We start from the raw sequence: 19,663 nt of genomic DNA on the forward strand, positions 1-19,663 counted from the left end.
TTATTATTATGCTTCAATGAGAAACGCATCTCAAATTATTTTTCAACTTTACAACCGTAAAGGTTTACGCTTTAAATCCACGCATTATATTACGACGTAAAAAACGAGCAGGAGATAAAGCTTGTACTAAATTTCGTGGTAAACAACTCATTTCATTATTGATGACAGTAGCTAACCATTCAGCACATAAAGGAACAGTGGTTAAACCGCGAGATCCAAACCCTGCGCAAATATAAAGTCCTGGGTAATAAGATCCAGCTTTAGCTATCCATCGTTTGGAATTAGTTTCTAATCCAGCAAATAAGGCGGTGAACTCATCCTCTATCGGCACCTGTCCCACTAAAGGTAAATAATCAGGAGTCGATGCGCGCACACCCGCCCAGTGCCCTACGATATGATTAGACCAGATACTTGCATCAGCAATTTGATTTAACTTGACAAGATTTTTTCCATCATCATGGGGATCTATTGTAGAACTCGAAATACCAAGATCATAAGTTGCCCCTAAATGATGAACGCCATCGAATTTAGGGAGTATATGTCCTTCGGCACAAATAGGTATTTGCAACTTACTACTGCTCATTGTCGAGGAAATGGCTGTCATTTGCCCTCGAATTGCTTTCACAGGTAGATGTTCTGTCTCTTTAAATGAATTTACTCTAGGACCGTTAGCTAAAATAAGTACAGGAGCAGCCCTATCATGAACTATCCATTGATTTGTGTCATAAGCAAGAGAGTCTACTGTACAGCCAGTTAATAAAGAAATATTGTGCTGCTCAATTAAAGTCTGACACAAGAGAGGGGAATTAATCCATCCAGACTGAGGTATAAACAGTCCTGGGTGATCCAATAACAATCCCGTTAAATCAGAGGCTCTTTCTTTATCAATTAACTCGCCTAATTCAGGATAGTTGAGTAGCCAATTGTCTAAACTTTGCTGTATTTTTTTTTCTTGCTCATTATAAGCAAGTAATAATATTCCATTTAATTCACCTAACTTAAATTGATTTAATATATTTTTATAAAATTGCTTGGCATAAACAAAAGCTAATAACATTAATTGGGTCAATGGAGATTTATAAGCAGATAATTTAGGAAATAAAACGGCTTGTACATTTGCTGAGCCTCCTTTTCCTGCAGCATCTAATTCATCAACAATAGTTACCTGCCAACCTCTTTTAGCGAGGGAATGGGCAGTAAATGCCCCAGCCAAACCTGCACCAACAATAATTGCTGATTTTTTTTGCTGTTTCATTGGGGTGCACACATGCCAAGGAGTATGGCGTGTTTTTATTTTTAATGAAGAATTTTTTTCAAAACGGGCGCAGACCATATGTCGCTTTTGGGCAAAACCTTTCTTTTTTCCTACTGTAAAACCAACCTTTCGTAGTATTGCTTTAACTGAAGCTGCAGCAGTATAGGTAGCTAAAGTTGTTCCTTCTTTTGAGAGCAAAGCAATCACTTTTAACAACGATTCAGACCACATACTTTCATTTTTTTTAGGGGCAAAGCCATCTAAATACCAGGCATCAACAAACGCTGTTCTTAATTCAGACTCTAAAATTGATTCGCCACAAATAAGTAGCTGCTCATAACTCTCCAAGGCCTCACCAAGCATTAAAGTTAGATTAACTCGTCCGTCAGAAAAGGACAAATGATGATAGCCTGGAGTTAATACCGGATAGCTGTCTATTAATTGCCTTGCATGCTCAGCAAGCTCTGGCCAAAAACTAAGACTCTTCTTTAAATCATCAATCGTTAATGGATGCTTTTCACAAGAAATAAAATGCAATGTCGCCATCGACGGAGCATATTGCTCCCATAAATGCCAGGTCAGAAGAAAATTTAAGCCTGTACCAAAGCCTGTTTCCCCGATGTTAAACTGGGTAGGTACAGTAGTAGACAGTTCTTGCCAACGCTGAATTAAATTATTACCGTCAATAAAAACATGACGGCCTTGTTTAATTCCACTTTCAGCAGAAAAATAGATATCATCATATAAAACAGAAAAAGGCAGATCTCCACGCCATTCAAGATCTGCCGTTCTAATAGGTACAAAAGGGTTACTCACATAAAGCGACTCGTTCTGGAGCGGTTAAATTATACTCTTTAACCAGGCTCGTTTTTTTTTCTTGTATTAATGCTCTCAACTTAGATACCAAAACAAAAAGAATCATAGAGGCTACTATTGCTGATAAACCTAGTATTAAAAAAACATGGCTATAGCCTGCATTAGTTATCAAAGGAGAACTATTCTCATGTCCTGTTATCATTAAATTAGAACTATAACTTGATAGTGTAGCACCAACACCCGTGTTAAGCATCCACATGCCCATCATTACCCCCTGCATTGATGCGGGAGCAAGAAAGCCTATCATAGCATAACCTATAGGGGATATTAAAAGCTCTCCTATGCTTTGTAAAACATAACTACATACTATCCAGCCAGGATTGACCATCCCCGCTGAATCGGCATAGGCTATACCGATGGGTAATATAACGAAAGCCACCCCAATACAGAGTAATGCTGTGGCAAACTGTGAAGGAATATTAATTTCCACGCCATTCTTTCGCATTCTATTTAATAAAAATCCTAGTAAAGGCCCCCCAATTACAATAGACAGAGTATTAATATTTTGAAACCATTGGGGCGGTATGATCCAATTTCCATATTCTCTTTTAATGTTATGATCAATAAAAATAGTTAAACCCATTGGGCCTATTTGATATAACATCCAAAAAACAGTACCGAAAATCATCAATACAGCGAAGGCATTAATTTTATTTTTTGCATCATGTGTAGGTTGCTGTCGCGCTATAAACAAAATGAATGAAAGCATCAATAGTGAAGTGAGTACCACTAACTTATTAGCCCAATCAGCATATTGTAAAAGTTGACTCAATAAAAAAGGGAGTAGCAAAATGAATCCTACTCCCCAAAAAGTGGCTTTTTTTTGTAACAACTTTTCTTTTCTAGAATACGAAGTATCTTTATCAGACAGCTGATGCCAGCAATAAAGACAAATAATTAAAGCGATCAAGTTCCCTAAGCTACTAATAAGAAAAAGTCGCTGATAATTTTGTGTGAGTTGGAACACCCCACTCAAAGTAAATCCTATAAAAAAACCTACATTCATCCCTGCGTAATTCCAGAGGAATGCTGTTTCTCGTCGTAGATCGTCTGGCGCAAATCGTTGTGTTAACATGCAGTTCAAACAAGTAACATTTAGACCAGAACCAGTTAAAAAAGCAGCTAGACCATAGTATAGAAAAGTAAGACGACCCACAGATAGCAGCACGCAACCTATGACTTGGGCAATCATACCAATACAAAACAAAGCTCGATTTGATAATATTCGACCGCCCCAATACCCTCCGAGTAAATGCAAAGCAAAATTGAATGCTATAAATACACCCATAATGCTATTTGCCGTACTGACAGGTAAGCCTAATTTGCCCTTCATATACAACACTAGAGTTGAATAAAGAACACTAAAACTTAATGTAGCAACTACTTGTATGAAAAAAAGCGCCACAGTCCCTTGTGGCATTGAATACCAAAACATTTTTTTGCTACTCAATTTCGACATGTCATGCCTTCCTTTGCCAGAACATTTCTCATTTGAATATGACATGTGAAAAAATTACTGTCTAGCATTTTATGATTAATTTATTCATTCTAAAAATAGCTATTTATATCATGGTCCCTAACACCTCTTATCATCCAGAGAGCCCTACTCCCTTACACTAGAAGTGACATGGAGAAAACTTAAGACGCCACAGGATATTTTTACCCCCCCTTTCCCCTCATTTTAATTGAGAAAGAACTTTTTCCGCAGCCTCTTCAGTTTTATTAATTTCTGTCTGGCTATGAGCACTTGATACAAATCCGGCTTCGTACATGGATGGAGCAAAATAGACACCTGCACCCAACATACCATGATAGAATTTTTTAAATAAACTCTCGTCAGAAGAGGCAATATCTGCATAATTAGTAACAGACTCTTTGTCTGTAAAACAAAAACCGAACATTCCGCCTAAAGAAGCAGTAAAAAGTGGAATGTTTAATGCTTCAGCCACGGCGGATAAAGCCTGAGTTAATGCGTTAGTTGTTTTACTTAATTCAGTAAAAAATTCAGGCTTTTCTATTTCTTCTAAAGTAGCCAAACCCGCAGCCATAGCCAATGGATTTCCAGAAAGAGTCCCCGCCTGGTAGACAGGCCCTTCAGGCGCTAAAAAAGACATAATTTCAGCGTTACCACCTAGAGCGCCGACAGGCATTCCCCCACCAATTACCTTACCTAAAGTAGTAATGTCAGGAGTAATGTCATAGAGACCTTGAGCTCCTCTAAGAGCAACTCTAAATCCGGTCATTACCTCATCAAAAATTAATAATGCACCATATTGATTACATAATTCACGCAGCCCCTTTAAGAAATCCGGTTTAGGCAATACAAATCCCATATTTCCAGCCACAGGTTCCACAATAATGGTAGCGATATCATCAGGATATTTTTTGAATAATTGTACTACTTGATCTAAATCATTAAAATCTGCTGTTAATGTATGCTCCGTGATACTCGAAGGTATTCCTGGAGTCGATGGTATTCCTAAGGTCAGAAGACCTGAACCTGCTTTTACCAATAAGCCATCACTATGGCCATGATAACAACCATTGAACTTAATAAATTTATTTCTCTTAGTAAATCCACGAGCAAGTCTAATTGCTGTCATGGTTGCTTCTGTGCCTGAATTCACCATTCGTACTTTTTCAATAGAAGGTACTAAAGAGCTAATTTTTTTGGCTAATTGAACTTCAAGTTCTGTTGGTGCACCAAAGCTCATACCACTACGAAGAACCTTGTCAACAGCAGAAATCACCGCAGGATCGCAATGTCCAAGAATTAAAGGACCCCATGAACCAACGTAATCGATGTATTCTTTATCATCCACATCAGTGATATAGGCGCCTTTACCTTTCTTAAAAAAGATAGGGTTCCCACCTACACCTTTAAAGGCACGTACTGGAGAGTTAACACCACCGGGTATTAATTCTTGAGCTTGATGAAATAAATCAGAAGAGCGAGTCATAAAAATCCACTAGTTTTAAGATAATAACTAATCAATAAATTCAATTATCGAACAATTACAACTGAATTTATCCCTTACATTACAGCCATCATTATTATTGTTCTCATCGTCGACGTAACGAAACCTGTTTTAGAAAATTCTTTGCTACATTCAAGGCGACACAGAGCTAGAACAGTTGGGACAATAGTACAATTCTTTAATTTATTTAGCAAAAAATAATACTATTTTTTCATATAAAATGTGCATTAATTACAGTTTAACTTTACATAAGGCCTCACAAACTATAAATTACCCTTTTTTTAAAACAGAGTCTTAGTTATGCAAGAATATAAAAAGTACATTTGTGTTATTTGCGGCTTTATATATGATGAAGCAGAAGGATGGCCTGAAGATGGAATTGAGCCAGGCACCTTATGGGCTGATGTGCCTGAAAATTGGTTTTGCCCAGACTGCGGCGCAAGTAAAGAAGATTTCGATATGATTGAAATGGAATAATCATCTTTAGATCGCGACGAAAGATCTCCTGTAAAACACATTGCGCTATAATCCAGAGATCCTTCGTCGCAAGCTCCACTAATAGTTGCTACGAACTATATGAAGAAGTTACGGAACATTAAAAAGGTTTCGCAACAACTAATATAACTATCCCAATAAGTAGAAATATAGTTACTTCATTAAAAACGCGGAAAAACAATGCACTTTTAACATTTTTATCAATAGCGAAAGATTTAAGATAATGACCACATAATAAATGATAAATGCATACAAAAAACACTAAACTTAATTTTGCATGCATCCACGCAGCCTTTAAATAATAGCTAGGATTATAACAAATGAGCCAAGCTCCTAATAAGGTTGTTACTACAGCTGCAGGCCAGGTAATTCCGTAATAAAGCCTACGCTCCATTACTTTGAATCGCTCAAGACTAATATGATCTTTAGCATCTGCATGATATACAAATAATCGTGGTAAATAGAATAAACCTGCAAACCACGCGACAAGCGCAATAATGTGAAACGATTTAACAAACAGCATATTAATTCCTTGATATATTCTTGCGTTTCTTTCGTGAACTTCTGTATAAATTCAAAGACTCAACCCCCAACGAAAACCCCATGGAAAAATACAAATAACCTCTTGGTACATGGAATGAAAAGCCATCAGCTACTAGCATTGTACCAATCAGAATTAAATAGCTAAGGGCAAGCATTTTTACAGTCGGATGCTTACTTATAAACTCACTAACAGGTTCACTGGCATAGATCATAATAAGAATCGCACAAGTAATAGCAGCAGCCATTATCCAAAACTCAGAAGTTAAACCAACAGCAGTTAGAACACTATCTAAAGAAAATATGATATCAAGCAAAGCAATCTGCGTCACAACTTTGCTGAAAGTAATTGAAGAGCCTTTTTTGTGTCCTATTGGTGTTACTGATGGTTCATTCATTATATCCTGATGAATCTCATCAGTAGATTTCCATATTAAAAACGTACCACCTAAAAGTAAGAATATATCGCGAAACGAAAAACTCAGACTACCAATGGTTACTATTGGCTTGATTAATTTAACCATATAAACAGCAGATCCTAATAAGAGCAATCGAGTCACCCAAGCAAAAGTAAGTCCTAATCTTCGTGCTTTTTTTCTTTTCTCTTGAGGTAGTTTTTCAGTCAGAATAGATAGAATAACCAGATTATCTATCCCCAAAACAATTTCAAGAATAATTAATGCAATTAAACTTAAAACTATATTAATAATATCCATGCATTATCCTGGCATAAATCTCAAACGAGCATTCTCTCTAAAATATTTGTAAAGGTAAATGATTCACTTTAATCATTTGCTTCGTTATAATTACATTTGTTCCAATATTTATGAGAGATACAATAATCATCAAATTCATCAAAAAGCTGTTAAAAAAAAACCGAGGGGCTAAAGGTCCTGTCGATTCAGCTTATATAATTCCTAGAAATAAACATTCTATATCCAAAACAGACATTAGCAGTAATGCCATCAAGGTTCTAAATCGTTTAATTAGTGGTGGCTTTCAGGCTTATCTTGTTGGAGGGAGTGTTCGTGACTTATTGCTTCATAAAGCACCTAAAGATTTTGATGTTGCTACAAATGCTACGCCTACAGAAATTAAAAGCTTATTTCGTAACGGTAGAATTATAGGCCGTCGTTTTAAACTGGTTCATATTATATTTCATCGAGAAATTATTGAAGTGGCTACTTTTCGTGGTCATGATGCGGTCGATTCAAGCCAACAAACGAATGAACGCGGTATGCTCGTTAGAGATAATGTATATGGCTCTCTGGATGAGGATGCTTGGCGACGTGACTTTACTATCAATTCTCTCTATTACAATATCGATGATTCTTCAATAATTGATTTCACCGGTGGCGTAAAGGATGTTCAGCAAAAATTAATCCGTATTATAGGTGATCCAGTAACTCGCTACACAGAAGATCCCGTCCGTATGCTACGCGCGGTACGATTTAGCGCTAAACTGCATTTTAAACTTGCACCAGAAACCGAAGCTCCGTTTCCACAAATTAGCTCCCTAATTACCCATGTTTCTAATTCACGTTTATTTGATGAAATAACAAAACTATATCAATGCGGTGAAGCAGAAACAGTTCACAGGCTTCTGATACAATATGGTTTATTCCAGTATTTATGCCCACAAACAGCTGCATTATTAGAAAGTGAATATCCTGTAAATGCCCTAATAGGAATCGCGCTTGAAAATACTGACACGAGAATTCGCGATAATAAACCGGTAACGCCCGCATTTTTATTCGCGGTGTTATTATGGTTCCCTATGTTAGAACTCTCTAAAAAACTACAAAGCTCAGGATTGGATCCTCTGCCTGCTATTGAAAAAGCAATGTCCTTGATTCTCTCTGAGCAAAACAAAATTATATCAATTCCTAAACGCTATACCCAAGTGATTAGGGAAATCTGGCTATTACAATATCGTTTTGTTAAGCGACAAGGGGGAAGAGCATACAATCTGCTACAACATCCTCGATTCAGAGCCGCCTTTGATTTTATGGCACTAAGAGCATTATCAGGTGACGAGTCAATGGAAATTGCTCAATGGTGGACTTCGTTCCAAGAGGCAGATGAGATAACCCAAGCTCAAATGATTGCTCAAGTGACACCACCAGCACCGCCACGTGCTAGACGCAGAAGAAAACCTAAAGTAGCAAAATGAATTTATGTTATTTGAGTCTAGGCTCTAATCAAAAGTTTCCTGAGCGTCAAATTCGGCAGGCAATCGAGTCCATTAAAAATATACGATCTACCGCTGTACTTAAAGTTTCAAGTTTATATTGGAACAAAGCTTGGGGCCTACAAGTCCAACAAGACTTTTGTAATGTTATAGTTGAAATTGTGACTGCATTATCCCCTGAGTTATTATTAACCTGTTGTAAAAGAATCGAAAAAAAACAAGGGCGCGTCAGGAAAAGACGTTGGGGGCCAAGAACGTTAGATATTGATATTATTCTCTATGGAAGCAGAAAAATTAACACACACAACCTCTGTATCCCTCACCCTCATATGTTATCAAGAGATTTTGTCTTGACCCCTCTTTTAGAAATAAATCCCAATATTCAGTTAACTCCCCTCCAAGAATCTACTACACTATAACCTAATGATTTTATTTAAGAAGGATTTTTTTATGTACACTAACATTTTATATGCTACCGATCTGCTCAATGAACATAGTCATCTCACTCAAAAAGCATCCACCATTGCACAGCAATTGAATGCAAAGCTCTTCCTTTTACATGTCATTGAATTGCCAACGAGCATTCAACTCGCACAAGGATTAGGTTTTACTGAGTTAGCCAATCCAGCTAAAGATGATGCACAAACTGTTTTATCTCTTATAAGTGAAAATTTTAATGTCCCAACGGAACGACAATTCGTAGAAATAGGCTCAGTTAAAGAACATATTTTTAATAAAGCTAAAGAGTTAGGCTGTCAGCTCATTATCGTTGGTAGTCATGCATCAACAGGATTACATTCTTTTTTAGGCAGTACAGCGAATGCTGTTATCAATCATGCACCCTGCGACGTATTGACACTAAGAGTTTAAAGTATATAAAAGCCGTGAGAATGAATACCTTGATTGCTCTATGTCTACATTTGTTCAGGTAAGCGTTTGAGTTATACTGGGTCAACTTAATGTCAGGCCACGATTCATAAAATCGTCAAGTTAAGTAGGAAATATCCTTCTGACATTAAGTTAACATGAGTTTTGGATAAGACAGAGTTTGTAGTCTGGGCGCAGCGCCGGCGCCGCACCCAGACTACATTTTCCTGCGATTTTATCCGAAACTCATGTTAACTTAATGGCAAAATCGATAAAATCACTTTTTGCTTTTAACTCGTTTCATCAATCTTCTTTTTTTATTGACTTGTCTTTGTGACAATTTATTTTTCTTCCCTGCAAATGGGTTATCCCCTCCTCTAAACTCAATTTTCAAAGGAGTTCCAACCAATCCCAGATGTTTAATAAATTCATTAGTTAGATAGCGTTTATAACTATCTGGTAATGAACTTAATTGATTGCCATGAATTACAAGAACAGGAGGATTATGTCCACCTAGATGAGCATATCTTAGTTTGATACGACGTCCATTCACACAAGGAGGAGTATGTTTTGTACTGATATCTTGCAATAATCGTGTTAGTCGAGGAGTAGAAAAAGATTGTGTTGCAGAAGTATACGCCTCAGTAATATCTTTAAATAATCCACCAACACCACTACCATGTAAAGCAGATATAAAACGTATTTTTGCAAAACTCGCAAAATGTAATCTTCTTGATAATTCGCTTTTTATCTGCTCTTTATGCTCTTCATCCAAACCATCCCACTTATTAACCGCAATAACAAGAGCTTTACCTGATTCAATAATAAAACCAAGCAAGTTCATGTCTTGATCAGTTATCCCTTCATTAGCATCAAGTAGCTGTAAACAAACATTAGATTCTTTAATTGCTTGTAATGTTTTAATTACAGAAAATTTTTCAATTTTTTCATCAATACGCGACTTTCTTCGTACCCCAGCAGTATCTATGAGAATATAAGATTGATTATCGCGCTCAAAGGGTATGGCAATACTATCTCGAGTTGTTCCGGGCATGTCATATACTACAACCCGTTCTTCACCTAAGATTCTATTAATTAGTGTTGATTTCCCAACATTAGGGCGTCCTGCGAAAGCAATTTTAATAACATTATTATCGCTTACACTTTCAACTTCACCGCTAAAAGGCGTTAAGACCTGCTCTAATAAAGAGCTGATACCATCCCCATGAGCAGAAGATATAGAATGAATATTAGAAATGCCTAAAGACTGAAAATCAGAACAAGCTACATCATCATCCAGCCCTTCTGTCTTATTCACAACCAGATGAACTTTTTTATTTAGCTTTCTTAAATTATCTGCAATATTTTCATCAATTCCAGTAAGACCGGAGCGACCATCAACAATAAAAAGCACTGCATCTGCTTCATTTAAAGCAATAGTCGATTGCTTGGACATTAAGCTATCAACAGCGATGTCATCTACACCAATACCTCCAGTATCTACTACGATAAATGCTTTATCATTATATTGAGCTTGACCATACTGTCGATCACGAGTAAGCCCTGGAAAATCAGCAACCAGGGCATCTTGTGTTTTAGTAAGTCGATTAAATAAAGTTGATTTGCCTACATTAGGACGACCAACTAGGGCAATTACAGGAATCATTATTAGCTCACCGACAATTGATTAAGTATTCCATTATCAGTTAATACATATACTTTCTTTCCTATTACACTAGGAGAAATCGTGATTGCTCCTGATAATTGAGATCGAGCTAACAACTCCCCTGTTTGCGATCCAATAAAGTGTAAATATCCTGTCTTATCACCGACAACCAAATCATTACCAATAAGAACTGGTTCAGTAAGCCCCCTTGCCTTTAATGCAGTTTGCTTCCAATTAACATTGCCAGTAAGTTTATCTAAAGACCAAACCACATCATTACTATCCGTTAAATATAAGGTATTACCGCTGAGAACCATGTTTTTGTATACCGATCCTGGCTTTCTCCAAATGAATTGGCCATCACTCAACGATAAAGCACCAATATATCCTTGATAGCTCGCTAAATAAGCTACATTATCTTTTACGATAGGATCAGAATCTATATCAACCAAACGCTCCACATCGCTAGCCCCAGCACCATAAGCAATACTTCTCTGCCAAACGACGCGGCCAGTATCTAATTCTAACGCATCCAATTTTCCATCAGGGAATCCGACAAGTGCCAAATTACCTACAATAATTGGTGAGGAGCTTGCTTTAAGAACCAGACTTGGTGAGCCATGCTCAGCCACCCACAATTGTTTACCACTAGCGGTATCAAACGCAAATACTTTACCATCTATAGTTTTTGCAATTATTTTCTTATGCGATAATGCTGGAGGTGCTAAAACCTCACTGGAAACTTTATTTTGCCACAGCACATTACCATTCGCTTGATTAAGCAAGACCACGGTAGATGCATTAGTACCAACGGCAATATATCCCTCAGCAACAGTGGGACCACTTACAACCCCATGTTTCAACTGTGTGGACCATTGAATTTTACCATCGCTTTTATTAACAGCTTGTACTAGCCCGCTAGGATCCGCAGTATAAATTATACTACCCCGCACAGCAGGCTTTAATTTTAAATACTCATTGCTTTTATGAGACTTACCTACTGGAGCACTCCAATTCTGCGCTACTTTAAGTTGCGATTCTATTGACTTTAATTCTTTAGGTTGAGGAGTATTATCCTTACCTAACATATAATCATCAACTTTGGAGCATCCTTGAGTTAGGACAGACAGAGCTAAAACCAAAAATCTAATTTTCATAAACCTAAAACCTTATTATCATCAATTTATGCCGATTCATTTTTTTTGTTATCAGAAATCATAGATTGAGTTCTCATTGCCAATTCATTTGTTTTCATTTCTAAAAATAAATTACCCATTCCATTAGTTTTAACCTCATCAATAGCTAAGCGATATGCTGCAATAGCTTGCTCATATTGTCCTGTTGCACCATATATGTCGCCTTTTAATTCATTAACTACTGGTAAATAGGTTTCATCATCGATGGCACTCAACTCATTTAAAGCATTTGTATAAGATTTACCCGCCACTAATATGCGCGCTATACGAATTTTGGCTATTTGTTTTAAACTAGCCATACTACTTTTATTTGCTACAAGCGTTAACTCATCCCTTGCTTGATCTAATTTATTTTTAGATACATAAATTTTTGCAAGAGTCATATGAGCAACATCCGCATAAACAGAGTTATCGTAATCCTTAATCAATTCATTAGCATAAGCCCTCACTGATTTAGTATTTTGATTCGATAAAGCAACCATCATATTTTCATAAGTAACAGAGGCTTGTTGAGTCAATTTGTTCTGATGCCAATGCATGTATCGATACCCAGCGATACAAAGGAGTATCAGTGACAATAAGATTGTGACTATATTCCCATAACGCTTCCACCATTTTTTTATAACTTCTAGTTGCTCTTCTTCTGTCATATATACAGACATAATACGCCCTCACACTGACTCTAAGTAATCCTGCAAAAACCGATTGATGTTATTTTGCTCAATGGTAATTTGTTCCATATCCTTTCGTAAATCTTTAATACTCACACTTTGGTTTGCAATTTCATTTTCACCCAAAATTAAAGCTAACCGAGCTCCACTTTTGTCTGCTTTTTTAAATTGACTTTTAAAACTACCGCCTGTCGTATTGGTTATTATTTCTATAGCTGGATATGCATCACGAATTAATTCTGCTAAGGCTAATCCTTGGACTATGGCATCAGTATTAGTAGCAATAATAAATAAAGACTCGTTCTTTTCAGGTAATGTAACTGAGTTTAATGTTTCCATTAAAAGCAGTATGCGCTCTATACCAAGAGCAAAACCTGCAGCAGACGTGGCCGCACCACCTAGTTGCTCAACCAATATATCGTACCTACCTCCAGCACATACAGTTGCTTGACTGCCTAATTTATCGGTTACCCATTCAAATACAGTATGGCCGTAATAATCTAGTCCTCTGACTAACGAAGGATTAATAGTATAAGGTATCCGCAGTGCGGTCAAACCATCGCAAAATGCCTGAAAATGCTCTCGGCTTCTTCCTTCTAAAATATCAATTAGCTTAGGTGCTTTTGCAATTAATTCTTTTAAATCAGGATTTTTACTGTCAAGAATACGTAAAGGATTGCGTTCTAATCGCCGTTTGCTATCCTCATCAAGTTGCTCGTAATGATCGCGTAAATACTCAACTAAGATTTGTTTATATTGTTGGCGCTCTACTAATTCTCCAAGGGTATTAATTTGCAACTCAACATGGTTAGCAAACCCCAACTGTATCCACAACCTACGACAAATTGATATTAACTCAAGCTCTATAGTGAAATCAGCTATACCAAAAGCCTCGACACCAAATTGGGTAAATTGCCTATATCGACCCTTTTGTGGTCTCTCGTGACGGAACATAGGCCCCATGTACCATAGTTTTTGCTGTTGATTATGCAGCAAACCATGCTCCAAGCAAGCACGAACGCAGCCAGCAGTTCCCTCAGGCCTCAAGGTTAAACTATCACCATTTAGGTCATTAAAAGTATACATTTCTTTTTCAACTATGTCGGTCACTTCACCGATAGTTCGTTTGAATAATTGCGTACTTTCAACTAGAGGAAAGCGTATTTCCTGATAGCCATATCGTGAAAGACAATCAGCAAATTTTTGCTCCACATAACGCCAAATAGCAGTCGTATCAGGCAACACATCATTCATTCCACGGACTGCTTGAATTCGTTCAGACACCTTGCTTCTCCAATGGGGACATTTGGGCGGTCGGAGTTAATAAGGATTGCATTTTAGATAAATCTGTTAATTTTAACTCTGTCCCTGTCTGATCAGTCGTTGCTGGTTGATTTAAAGATAAATCGGTCAAGGTTTTTTTAGCTGAATAAACAGGCTGGCTGTCTCTATTTTTTTGCCACCAAATACCAACAGCTACAAGCACACCTATTGCAAACAATAAAGTAAACCAACGGATAATATGTTCTGCTTTATGGGACTCGCGTTTACTCTGCCATAAAGCCCTTTCTGGTTTTTTCTCAAATGAATATTGGGTATTAAACACATCAAGGAAAGGCTCAGGAGATACTCCCAACAGTTTGGAGTATGCACGGAGATAACCTTTTACAAAAACAGGCTCTGGTAAAAGGTGGAATTCGCCACTTTCGATTAATTCTATAATACGAGCTCTCAAGTGCAATTTGCTTGCAACATAATCGATAGAATAACCTTTTTGTTGACGTAGACTTGCAAGTTGTGTTCCTGGATTATCAATCTCAATATTATTTACTTCATCCATTACTGGCGCTGTATTCATTGTTTACTCCACTATTATTAGTATGCGGATCTATTTTGTTAAAATTGTTTTCATACTCTGCAGCGAGGTCAAATTTACCTGCTTTTTCTGCAATCTCTTTGGCCAATGCTAAAAAAATCTTATCATTTAACACTAATTCCGGATTTTTTTGGATCAAATTAAGTGCCTCAGTATCATGTCCTTCTTTACTTTCAATCTTGGCCAGCTCATAAAGTGACACCTTCCTAGTCGGATCCTGATTCAGAGCCGTTGTAAAATAGTGCTTCGCTTTATTAAGATCAGGAATGGCTTGCGCACAAAGACCGGCATTTTCATAAGCACCTGCAGTATGAATGTAATGCTCATCTTTCACTGCCTTTAAAAAATATCCCTCGGCTTTCTTATACTCTCCCTGACGGCACAAAAAGGTTCCGTAATTATTAAGCTGTGCTCCGTCATTTCCAGATAAGGAAATTGCTTTTAAATAATAGTTTTTAGCTTTTTCCAACTCGTTAGTTTGCTCATTATAATAAGCCATTGCTGCATTCACATCAGGGGAGTTAGGTTCTTGTTCCAGCGCAAGAAGTAATTTCTTTTTTGCCCGAGGTCTATCCCCTTGCTTTAAATACCCCAGGCCTAATTGCACATTGAATAAAGCAGCTTTTTTGAGATCGGGCTTTTTCACAGTATCTACTTGAGTAGATTTAGTTTGATGACAAGCCAATAAGAATAAACATGTCATTATAATCAAGAACCGTAAAGCTTTATGCACAATAACCACTTGAGGATAGAAAAGATTTCGCATTATAACCGCTTACTGAGAAATTAAAAATAATTTATCATCTCATTTCTTAACTAATTAAAGCTTATCTGTGTTAAGACAAAGAATCAAAATCCCTTTCCATTAAGCTGACACGCCTATGTTAACAGTTACAGTGCAACAACATCATCTGCTTGCTGTGTTTTAGGCATGAAATGAAGCTTTTGCCATCGCTGCGAACGGCTCGTTCTGTCTTTAACCTCTCCAGCTAATTGGCCACAAGCAGCATCAATATCATCGCCACGCGTTTTACGTGTAATGGTATTAATTCCATTACTCATTAATAAATCTCTAAAAGCATCTATCGCTGTTTGAGGCGAACGCTCATACTGTGCCATAGGAAATGGATTAAAAGGAATTAAATTGACTTTTGCTGGTACATTTTTAAGTAATTTAATCAACTGATATGCATGCTCAGGTTGATCATTAACATCCTTTAACATGACGTATTCAAAAGTAACCTTTCTACGTGGTTCATCTTTAAAATAAATCTTGCAAAGAGCCATTAATTGTTTCAATGGATATTTTTTATTTATAGGAACAAGTTCATTGCGCAATTCGTCATTAGGAGCATGCAGTGACACCGCCAAAGCCACAGGACTCACTTCTCTTAAGCGCTCCAAATCTGGCAACACGCCTGAAGTACTTAAAGTAACGCGACGCTTGGATAATCCGTAAGCAAAATCATCCATCATAATATTCATCGCAGAAACCACGTTATCGAAATTAAGCAGAGGCTCTCCCATTCCCATCATGACAACATTAGTTACTCGTTTATCATGTGCCCCTTGATTAGTGGATAGCTCTCTGACCGCAAGCCATACTTGACCAATAATTTCCGCAGTAGACAAATTACGATTAAAACCTTGTTTGGCTGTAGAACAAAAAGAACAGTTTAAGGCACATCCTACTTGCGATGAAACACAGAGTGTTCCGCGATTTTTCTCTGGTATAAAAACAGTTTCTATGCAATTACCGCACTCTAACTTCAATAGCCATTTATGGGTACCATCAGCTGACTTTTGACAAGTTACAATTTCAGGTACGCCAATAAAAGACAATCGAGAAAGCTTTTCTCTTAAAGCCTTCCCGAGATTAGTCATTTGAGTGAAATCATGTAAGCCGGTTTGGTGAATCCATTGAATTAACTGCTGTGCTCTAAAGGGCTTTTCCCCCCAAGACGACAACAACTCTCGCAACTGTTGATAATTATAATTCAATAGATTAACTTTTTGTTCTAACATGCTCACTCCAAACTCATTTATCTATCGCAAACTTCGTGTGGCTCAAAGAAAAATGCAATTTCACGAGCAGCATTTTCAAGACTATCAGAACCATGTACTGCATTAGCATCGATACTGTCAGCAAAATCAGCGCGTATTGTTCCAGCAGCAGCTTCCTTAGGATTAGTAGCCCCCATAATTTCTCTATTCTTAGCTACAGCATTTTCACCTTTTAATACCTGAATCATTACTGGACCAGATATCATAAATTCAACTAAATCTTTGAAGAAAGGACGCGCTCTGTGAATATCGTAGAAGTCTTCCGCTTGTTCACGTGATAAATGTGCCATTTTTGCAGCAACTATATCCAAGCCAGCATTTTCAAAGCGAGCATAGATTTGTCCGATAACAGATTTAGCTACTGCATCGGGTTTAATAATTGATAAGGTTAATTCTTTAGCCATTATTACTCCATGGGGGTTAGTGTAAAACGCATTATTATACATTAAATTATGTGCTTCTGGCTAATATAAATTCACAAAGAGAGTCATTAAACCGTTTATTTAGTACGCTTTTCACCTATAGTTTTATCAAAATGTAAAGATTCTCTATTGGCTTCATCCTGAATTGGATCAATCTTATACTCCGGTAGCAACTTAATTAACTCCGTTACGCGCAGAATTGCTTCATAAAACAGAGTACGATAAGACAAGGCATTTTGAGTAAGCTCATCAGCTCTTTCAAAAAAACTACTGATCTTACTATTAAAATTAATTGTGAAATTAATTAAATCAGATAAATTATGGGCAATTTGCTCTTTTAGCTGTTCCGATAAATTCAAGCGAAGTACTTGATTCATTTTGTTTACAAAAGCATATTTATCATTTTCAATCTGTGGGGATGTTAAATCGCAAAAAACCAATGCATGAGTCACTGCCCGTCTAATGACGCTTCTCTTAATGTCCAAATTATTATTTTTCAATGTGGTACTGGTAAGCCTAATCGCTGACTCCATAATGACTTTCCATTCTTTAGCTATTTTAATTAGAACAGACTGACTATTTGCAATCAATGAATCATGTGCTGTCTGTTTTTGATGAAACTCCTCTCCTATAATAACTAGCTGCTTTCGTTCCTCCTCAATTGATTCTCTTGTATGAGCCCCTTGAGCCTCGGGTGGTTTTCCACTTTCACCTGACAGTAAATAATCAATAAATATTTTTTGGGCATATACATGATAGTCATTTGCTTGTTGCAGTATTATCCCATTAAGAACATTTTTTAAAGGTACTTGTATTAGCTGATGATAAAAACTAAAAGGACTTTTAACAGCAGCTAAAAGTTCAGATTGAGGTAAAACAATTTGGTAAGTGCCTAATATTCTTTCAGATGTAATCACACCATAAGTTGAAAACCATTGATTTATTTCATCCGCTGTTTTTTTCTCGTTCATTATGCATCCAATTTAATTTTTTTAAAGTCTGTGATATAAGACAATTTACTTGAAATTATAGTGTATTTTATTGATGGTAAAACGATTAGACGAAGATTTACAGAGATTATATAAATTTCTCCAAATTAAAACTCCAGAATCCTGGCTAAATTATGCAGCAGCCCATATTCCTCTACTATTAGTGGATCACGCTCATTGTGAACGTAAAGCAGCAGCAACTGCAATCAATTTTATGAGTAAGTATCCCGAACGGAACGAATTGATTGATGTGATGTCCCCTTTAGCGCGCGAAGAATTGTTGCATTTTGAGAAAGTAATCAATCTGATGCAACAAAGAGGAATTTCTTTTGGACCATTACAACCGTCAGATTACGCAACAACTCTGCATAAAAAAGTAACGAGTAAAGCAGGCAAAGAGCGCTTGCGCGATCAGCTCATCATAGGAGCAATCATAGAAGCCCGATCTTGTGAGCGTTTTCATGCCATTATACCCTATCTTGAGGATGCAGAATTAGCAAAATTCTATGGAACTTTACTTCGCTCTGAAGCACGACATTTTGAGAATTATCTACATCTGGCCAATCTTTATGGTGGTGATATTGAAGAGCGTATAAAGGACTTATTAGCGATAGAAAATAAATTTATTCTCTCTACTGATACAGTATTCCGTTTCCATAGTGGGGTTCCGCCAATGTCTGTACTCAATGCTGAGCCGCATCCTGATGAAGTAACACATATTGAGAACTATTAGAGTTAGAAATAGCACTCTGGTGTTTATAACATAAGAATGGTAAAAGATATTTGTCGGACAATTTGTTGCCCGACAAATCTGATATCGTTAATTAGCGACTGGGAGTAAAGCTTAAGTCTGTTGTTTCTGAAAGAAAATTTTGCAATCCGTTATCGGGATCATTTTTCAATGCAACAAATGCTGCTTTATCTAAAAGTTTTCCTGTTGTCTCATGAACAAATTGTTTTTCTTCTGTAGGATGTGGTTTATAACCGTTGTCTTTTAACCATTTTACAACTCCCTTCTCAAAAGCGTCCTCGAGCTGTTGTCTCTCTTTAGTTAAAAGATCTTTATTATCTACGAGATCAGAACGCATCAATGGAGCTATTTTTAGCTTATTATCATCAGTGAAAGTAACATTATGTTCTAAAGACGGTAACGAAATTTCAGAAGGCGGTTTAATAAAACTATCTTTAATCTTGCCAAGAATTAGACCATCGATTACAGCCTGCTTTAATGGCATTCTAAGGTTTTCTTCCAATTTACCATCGACCGCTTGAACCATCATGCCAAGCGTATTCAGTAAATTCAACATGGATATTTTCCATTCACTATTATAGGCCGCAGCTGCTTCTGACGTAGCTTTCTCCACATGCCCAATCCAATCATCCCAAGCAGTAATAGGGTTTCCTTTATCATCATGCCTGATAACAAGACTTCGTCTCAATTCATCAAGCTCAGCAGCACGGGCTGATGCTCGATCTTGAGCTAATTTTTGTTTATATACTTCAACCGCATTCAATTCTTCTTTTTCGCGAATTTCCTTTAGCTTATTCTGCATTTCTGTATCTTTAGCTCTAGTCAT

The 19,663-nt window shown here is 37.0% G+C and carries 20 protein-coding genes; 5 read left to right on the plus strand and 15 right to left on the minus strand.

Annotated features, from left to right (window positions below):
- Positions 1-64 precede the first annotated feature (64 nt).
- From mnmC to hemL, 3 genes are all read right to left on the minus strand, one after another.
- On the minus strand, positions 65-2,071 hold the full coding sequence (gene mnmC, locus LFA_RS07120) for a bifunctional tRNA (5-methylaminomethyl-2-thiouridine)(34)-methyltransferase MnmD/FAD-dependent 5-carboxymethylaminomethyl-2-thiouridine(34) oxidoreductase MnmC (protein ID WP_045095573.1): 2,007 nt from the start codon (positions 2,069-2,071) through the stop codon (positions 65-67).
- Complete coding sequence (locus tag LFA_RS07125; protein ID WP_407927636.1) at positions 2,064-3,551, minus strand: peptide MFS transporter; 1,488 nt, start codon at positions 3,549-3,551, stop codon at positions 2,064-2,066. Before LFA_RS07125 ends, mnmC begins: the two co-directional genes overlap by 8 nt.
- A gap of 256 nt (positions 3,552-3,807) precedes the next feature.
- On the minus strand, positions 3,808-5,091 hold the full coding sequence (gene hemL / locus LFA_RS07130) for a glutamate-1-semialdehyde 2,1-aminomutase (protein ID WP_045095575.1): 1,284 nt from the start codon (positions 5,089-5,091) through the stop codon (positions 3,808-3,810).
- 318 nt (positions 5,092-5,409) lie between these two features.
- Between hemL and LFA_RS07135 the strand changes: the two genes are divergently transcribed.
- Positions 5,410-5,586 carry a rubredoxin gene (locus tag LFA_RS07135; protein ID WP_045095576.1) on the plus strand — a complete coding sequence of 59 codons (177 nt, stop codon included), beginning with the start codon at positions 5,410-5,412 and terminating at the stop codon, positions 5,584-5,586.
- A 118-nt stretch (positions 5,587-5,704) separates the two neighbouring features.
- On the opposite strand, the gene LFA_RS07140 is transcribed toward LFA_RS07135, so the two are convergent.
- Both LFA_RS07140 and LFA_RS07145 read right to left on the minus strand, forming a co-directional pair.
- A complete protein-coding gene (locus tag LFA_RS07140; RefSeq protein ID WP_045095577.1) occupies positions 5,705-6,127 on the minus strand; it encodes a CopD family protein in 423 nt (140 codons plus the stop codon).
- A 1-nt stretch (position 6,128) separates the two neighbouring features.
- Positions 6,129-6,860: a TerC family protein gene (locus LFA_RS07145; RefSeq protein WP_045095578.1), complete on the minus strand. Its 732-nt coding sequence runs from the start codon at positions 6,858-6,860 to the stop codon at positions 6,129-6,131.
- Between the two features lie 110 nt (positions 6,861-6,970).
- On the opposite strand from LFA_RS07145, the gene pcnB reads away from it, so the two are divergent.
- From pcnB to LFA_RS07160, 3 genes are read left to right on the plus strand one after another with little or no spacing between them, the layout of a single operon-like run.
- Positions 6,971-8,317 (plus strand): polynucleotide adenylyltransferase PcnB, encoded by a 1,347-nt coding sequence (gene pcnB / locus LFA_RS07150; RefSeq protein WP_045095579.1) that lies wholly within the window; start codon positions 6,971-6,973, stop codon positions 8,315-8,317.
- Entirely contained in the window at positions 8,314-8,754 is a 441-nt protein-coding gene (folK, locus tag LFA_RS07155) for a 2-amino-4-hydroxy-6-hydroxymethyldihydropteridine diphosphokinase (protein ID WP_045095580.1), read from the plus strand. The genes pcnB and folK overlap by 4 nt, the downstream gene beginning before the upstream one ends.
- Before the next feature lie 31 nt (positions 8,755-8,785).
- Complete coding sequence (locus LFA_RS07160) at positions 8,786-9,205, plus strand: universal stress protein (RefSeq protein ID WP_045095581.1); 420 nt, start codon at positions 8,786-8,788, stop codon at positions 9,203-9,205.
- Between the two features lie 274 nt (positions 9,206-9,479).
- On the opposite strand, the gene der is transcribed toward LFA_RS07160, so the two are convergent.
- The 9 genes from der to LFA_RS07205 all read right to left on the minus strand — a co-directional run bounded on the left by der (position 9,480) and on the right by LFA_RS07205 (position 18,068).
- Entirely contained in the window at positions 9,480-10,868 is a 1,389-nt protein-coding gene (gene der, locus LFA_RS07165; RefSeq protein WP_045095582.1) for a ribosome biogenesis GTPase Der, read from the minus strand.
- 2 nt (positions 10,869-10,870) lie between these two features.
- On the minus strand, positions 10,871-12,025 hold the full coding sequence (gene bamB / locus LFA_RS07170; RefSeq protein WP_045095583.1) for an outer membrane protein assembly factor BamB: 1,155 nt from the start codon (positions 12,023-12,025) through the stop codon (positions 10,871-10,873).
- A 26-nt stretch (positions 12,026-12,051) separates the two neighbouring features.
- The gene (locus tag LFA_RS07175) at positions 12,052-12,726 is read right to left on the minus strand and encodes a YfgM family protein (RefSeq protein ID WP_045095584.1); all 675 of its coding nucleotides are present in this window, start codon (positions 12,724-12,726) and stop codon (positions 12,052-12,054) included.
- 9 nt (positions 12,727-12,735) lie between these two features.
- Positions 12,736-14,019: a histidine--tRNA ligase gene (gene hisS / locus LFA_RS07180; RefSeq protein WP_045095585.1), complete on the minus strand. Its 1,284-nt coding sequence runs from the start codon at positions 14,017-14,019 to the stop codon at positions 12,736-12,738.
- On the minus strand, positions 14,012-14,593 hold the full coding sequence (locus LFA_RS07185) for a helix-turn-helix domain-containing protein (protein ID WP_045095586.1): 582 nt from the start codon (positions 14,591-14,593) through the stop codon (positions 14,012-14,014). Before LFA_RS07185 ends, hisS begins: the two co-directional genes overlap by 8 nt.
- Complete coding sequence (gene pilW, locus LFA_RS07190) at positions 14,568-15,344, minus strand: type IV pilus biogenesis/stability protein PilW (protein ID WP_172653493.1); 777 nt, start codon at positions 15,342-15,344, stop codon at positions 14,568-14,570. Before pilW ends, LFA_RS07185 begins: the two co-directional genes overlap by 26 nt.
- A gap of 158 nt (positions 15,345-15,502) precedes the next feature.
- A complete protein-coding gene (gene rlmN / locus LFA_RS07195; RefSeq protein ID WP_045095588.1) occupies positions 15,503-16,636 on the minus strand; it encodes a 23S rRNA (adenine(2503)-C(2))-methyltransferase RlmN in 1,134 nt (377 codons plus the stop codon).
- A gap of 17 nt (positions 16,637-16,653) precedes the next feature.
- On the minus strand, positions 16,654-17,079 hold the full coding sequence (gene ndk / locus LFA_RS07200) for a nucleoside-diphosphate kinase (protein WP_045095589.1): 426 nt from the start codon (positions 17,077-17,079) through the stop codon (positions 16,654-16,656).
- 95 nt (positions 17,080-17,174) lie between these two features.
- On the minus strand, positions 17,175-18,068 hold the full coding sequence (locus LFA_RS07205) for a hypothetical protein (protein WP_045095590.1): 894 nt from the start codon (positions 18,066-18,068) through the stop codon (positions 17,175-17,177).
- A 73-nt stretch (positions 18,069-18,141) separates the two neighbouring features.
- On the opposite strand from LFA_RS07205, the gene miaE reads away from it, so the two are divergent.
- Positions 18,142-18,819 carry a tRNA-(ms[2]io[6]A)-hydroxylase gene (gene miaE, locus LFA_RS07210; RefSeq protein WP_045095591.1) on the plus strand — a complete coding sequence of 226 codons (678 nt, stop codon included), beginning with the start codon at positions 18,142-18,144 and terminating at the stop codon, positions 18,817-18,819.
- 91 nt (positions 18,820-18,910) lie between these two features.
- Here the strand turns inward: miaE and LFA_RS07215 are convergent, their stop codons facing one another.
- A complete protein-coding gene (locus LFA_RS07215) occupies positions 18,911-19,663 on the minus strand; it encodes a hypothetical protein (protein ID WP_045095592.1) in 753 nt (250 codons plus the stop codon).

This window comes from Legionella fallonii LLAP-10 (genome assembly GCF_000953135.1).
Taxonomy (GTDB): Bacteria; Pseudomonadota; Gammaproteobacteria; order Legionellales; family Legionellaceae; genus Legionella; species Legionella fallonii.

Coding starts and splice junctions, on each gene's coding strand:
- hemL (WP_045095575.1), bottom strand. CDS start 5,091: ATGACTCGCTCTTCTGATTTATTTCATCAAGCTCAAGAATTAATACCC.
- LFA_RS07160 (WP_045095581.1), top strand. CDS start 8,786: ATGTACACTAACATTTTATATGCTACCGATCTGCTCAATGAACATAGT.
- LFA_RS07205 (WP_045095590.1), bottom strand. CDS start 18,068: ATGAACGAGAAAAAAACAGCGGATGAAATAAATCAATGGTTTTCAACT.
- LFA_RS07215 (WP_045095592.1), bottom strand. CDS start 19,663: ATGACTAGAGCTAAAGATACAGAAATGCAGAATAAGCTAAAGGAAATT.
- rlmN (WP_045095588.1), bottom strand. CDS start 16,636: ATGTTAGAACAAAAAGTTAATCTATTGAATTATAATTATCAACAGTTG.
- LFA_RS07175 (WP_045095584.1), bottom strand. CDS start 12,726: ATGTCTGTATATATGACAGAAGAAGAGCAACTAGAAGTTATAAAAAAA.
- LFA_RS07145 (WP_045095578.1), bottom strand. CDS start 6,860: ATGGATATTATTAATATAGTTTTAAGTTTAATTGCATTAATTATTCTT.
- LFA_RS07125 (WP_407927636.1), bottom strand. CDS start 3,551: ATGCCACAAGGGACTGTGGCGCTTTTTTTCATACAAGTAGTTGCTACA.
- bamB (WP_045095583.1), bottom strand. CDS start 12,025: ATGAAAATTAGATTTTTGGTTTTAGCTCTGTCTGTCCTAACTCAAGGA.
- miaE (WP_045095591.1), top strand. CDS start 18,142: ATGGTAAAACGATTAGACGAAGATTTACAGAGATTATATAAATTTCTC.
- LFA_RS07185 (WP_045095586.1), bottom strand. CDS start 14,593: ATGAATACAGCGCCAGTAATGGATGAAGTAAATAATATTGAGATTGAT.
- ndk (WP_045095589.1), bottom strand. CDS start 17,079: ATGGCTAAAGAATTAACCTTATCAATTATTAAACCCGATGCAGTAGCT.
- LFA_RS07140 (WP_045095577.1), bottom strand. CDS start 6,127: ATGCTGTTTGTTAAATCGTTTCACATTATTGCGCTTGTCGCGTGGTTT.
- pcnB (WP_045095579.1), top strand. CDS start 6,971: ATGAGAGATACAATAATCATCAAATTCATCAAAAAGCTGTTAAAAAAA.
- LFA_RS07135 (WP_045095576.1), top strand. CDS start 5,410: ATGCAAGAATATAAAAAGTACATTTGTGTTATTTGCGGCTTTATATAT.
- der (WP_045095582.1), bottom strand. CDS start 10,868: ATGATTCCTGTAATTGCCCTAGTTGGTCGTCCTAATGTAGGCAAATCA.
- folK (WP_045095580.1), top strand. CDS start 8,314: ATGAATTTATGTTATTTGAGTCTAGGCTCTAATCAAAAGTTTCCTGAG.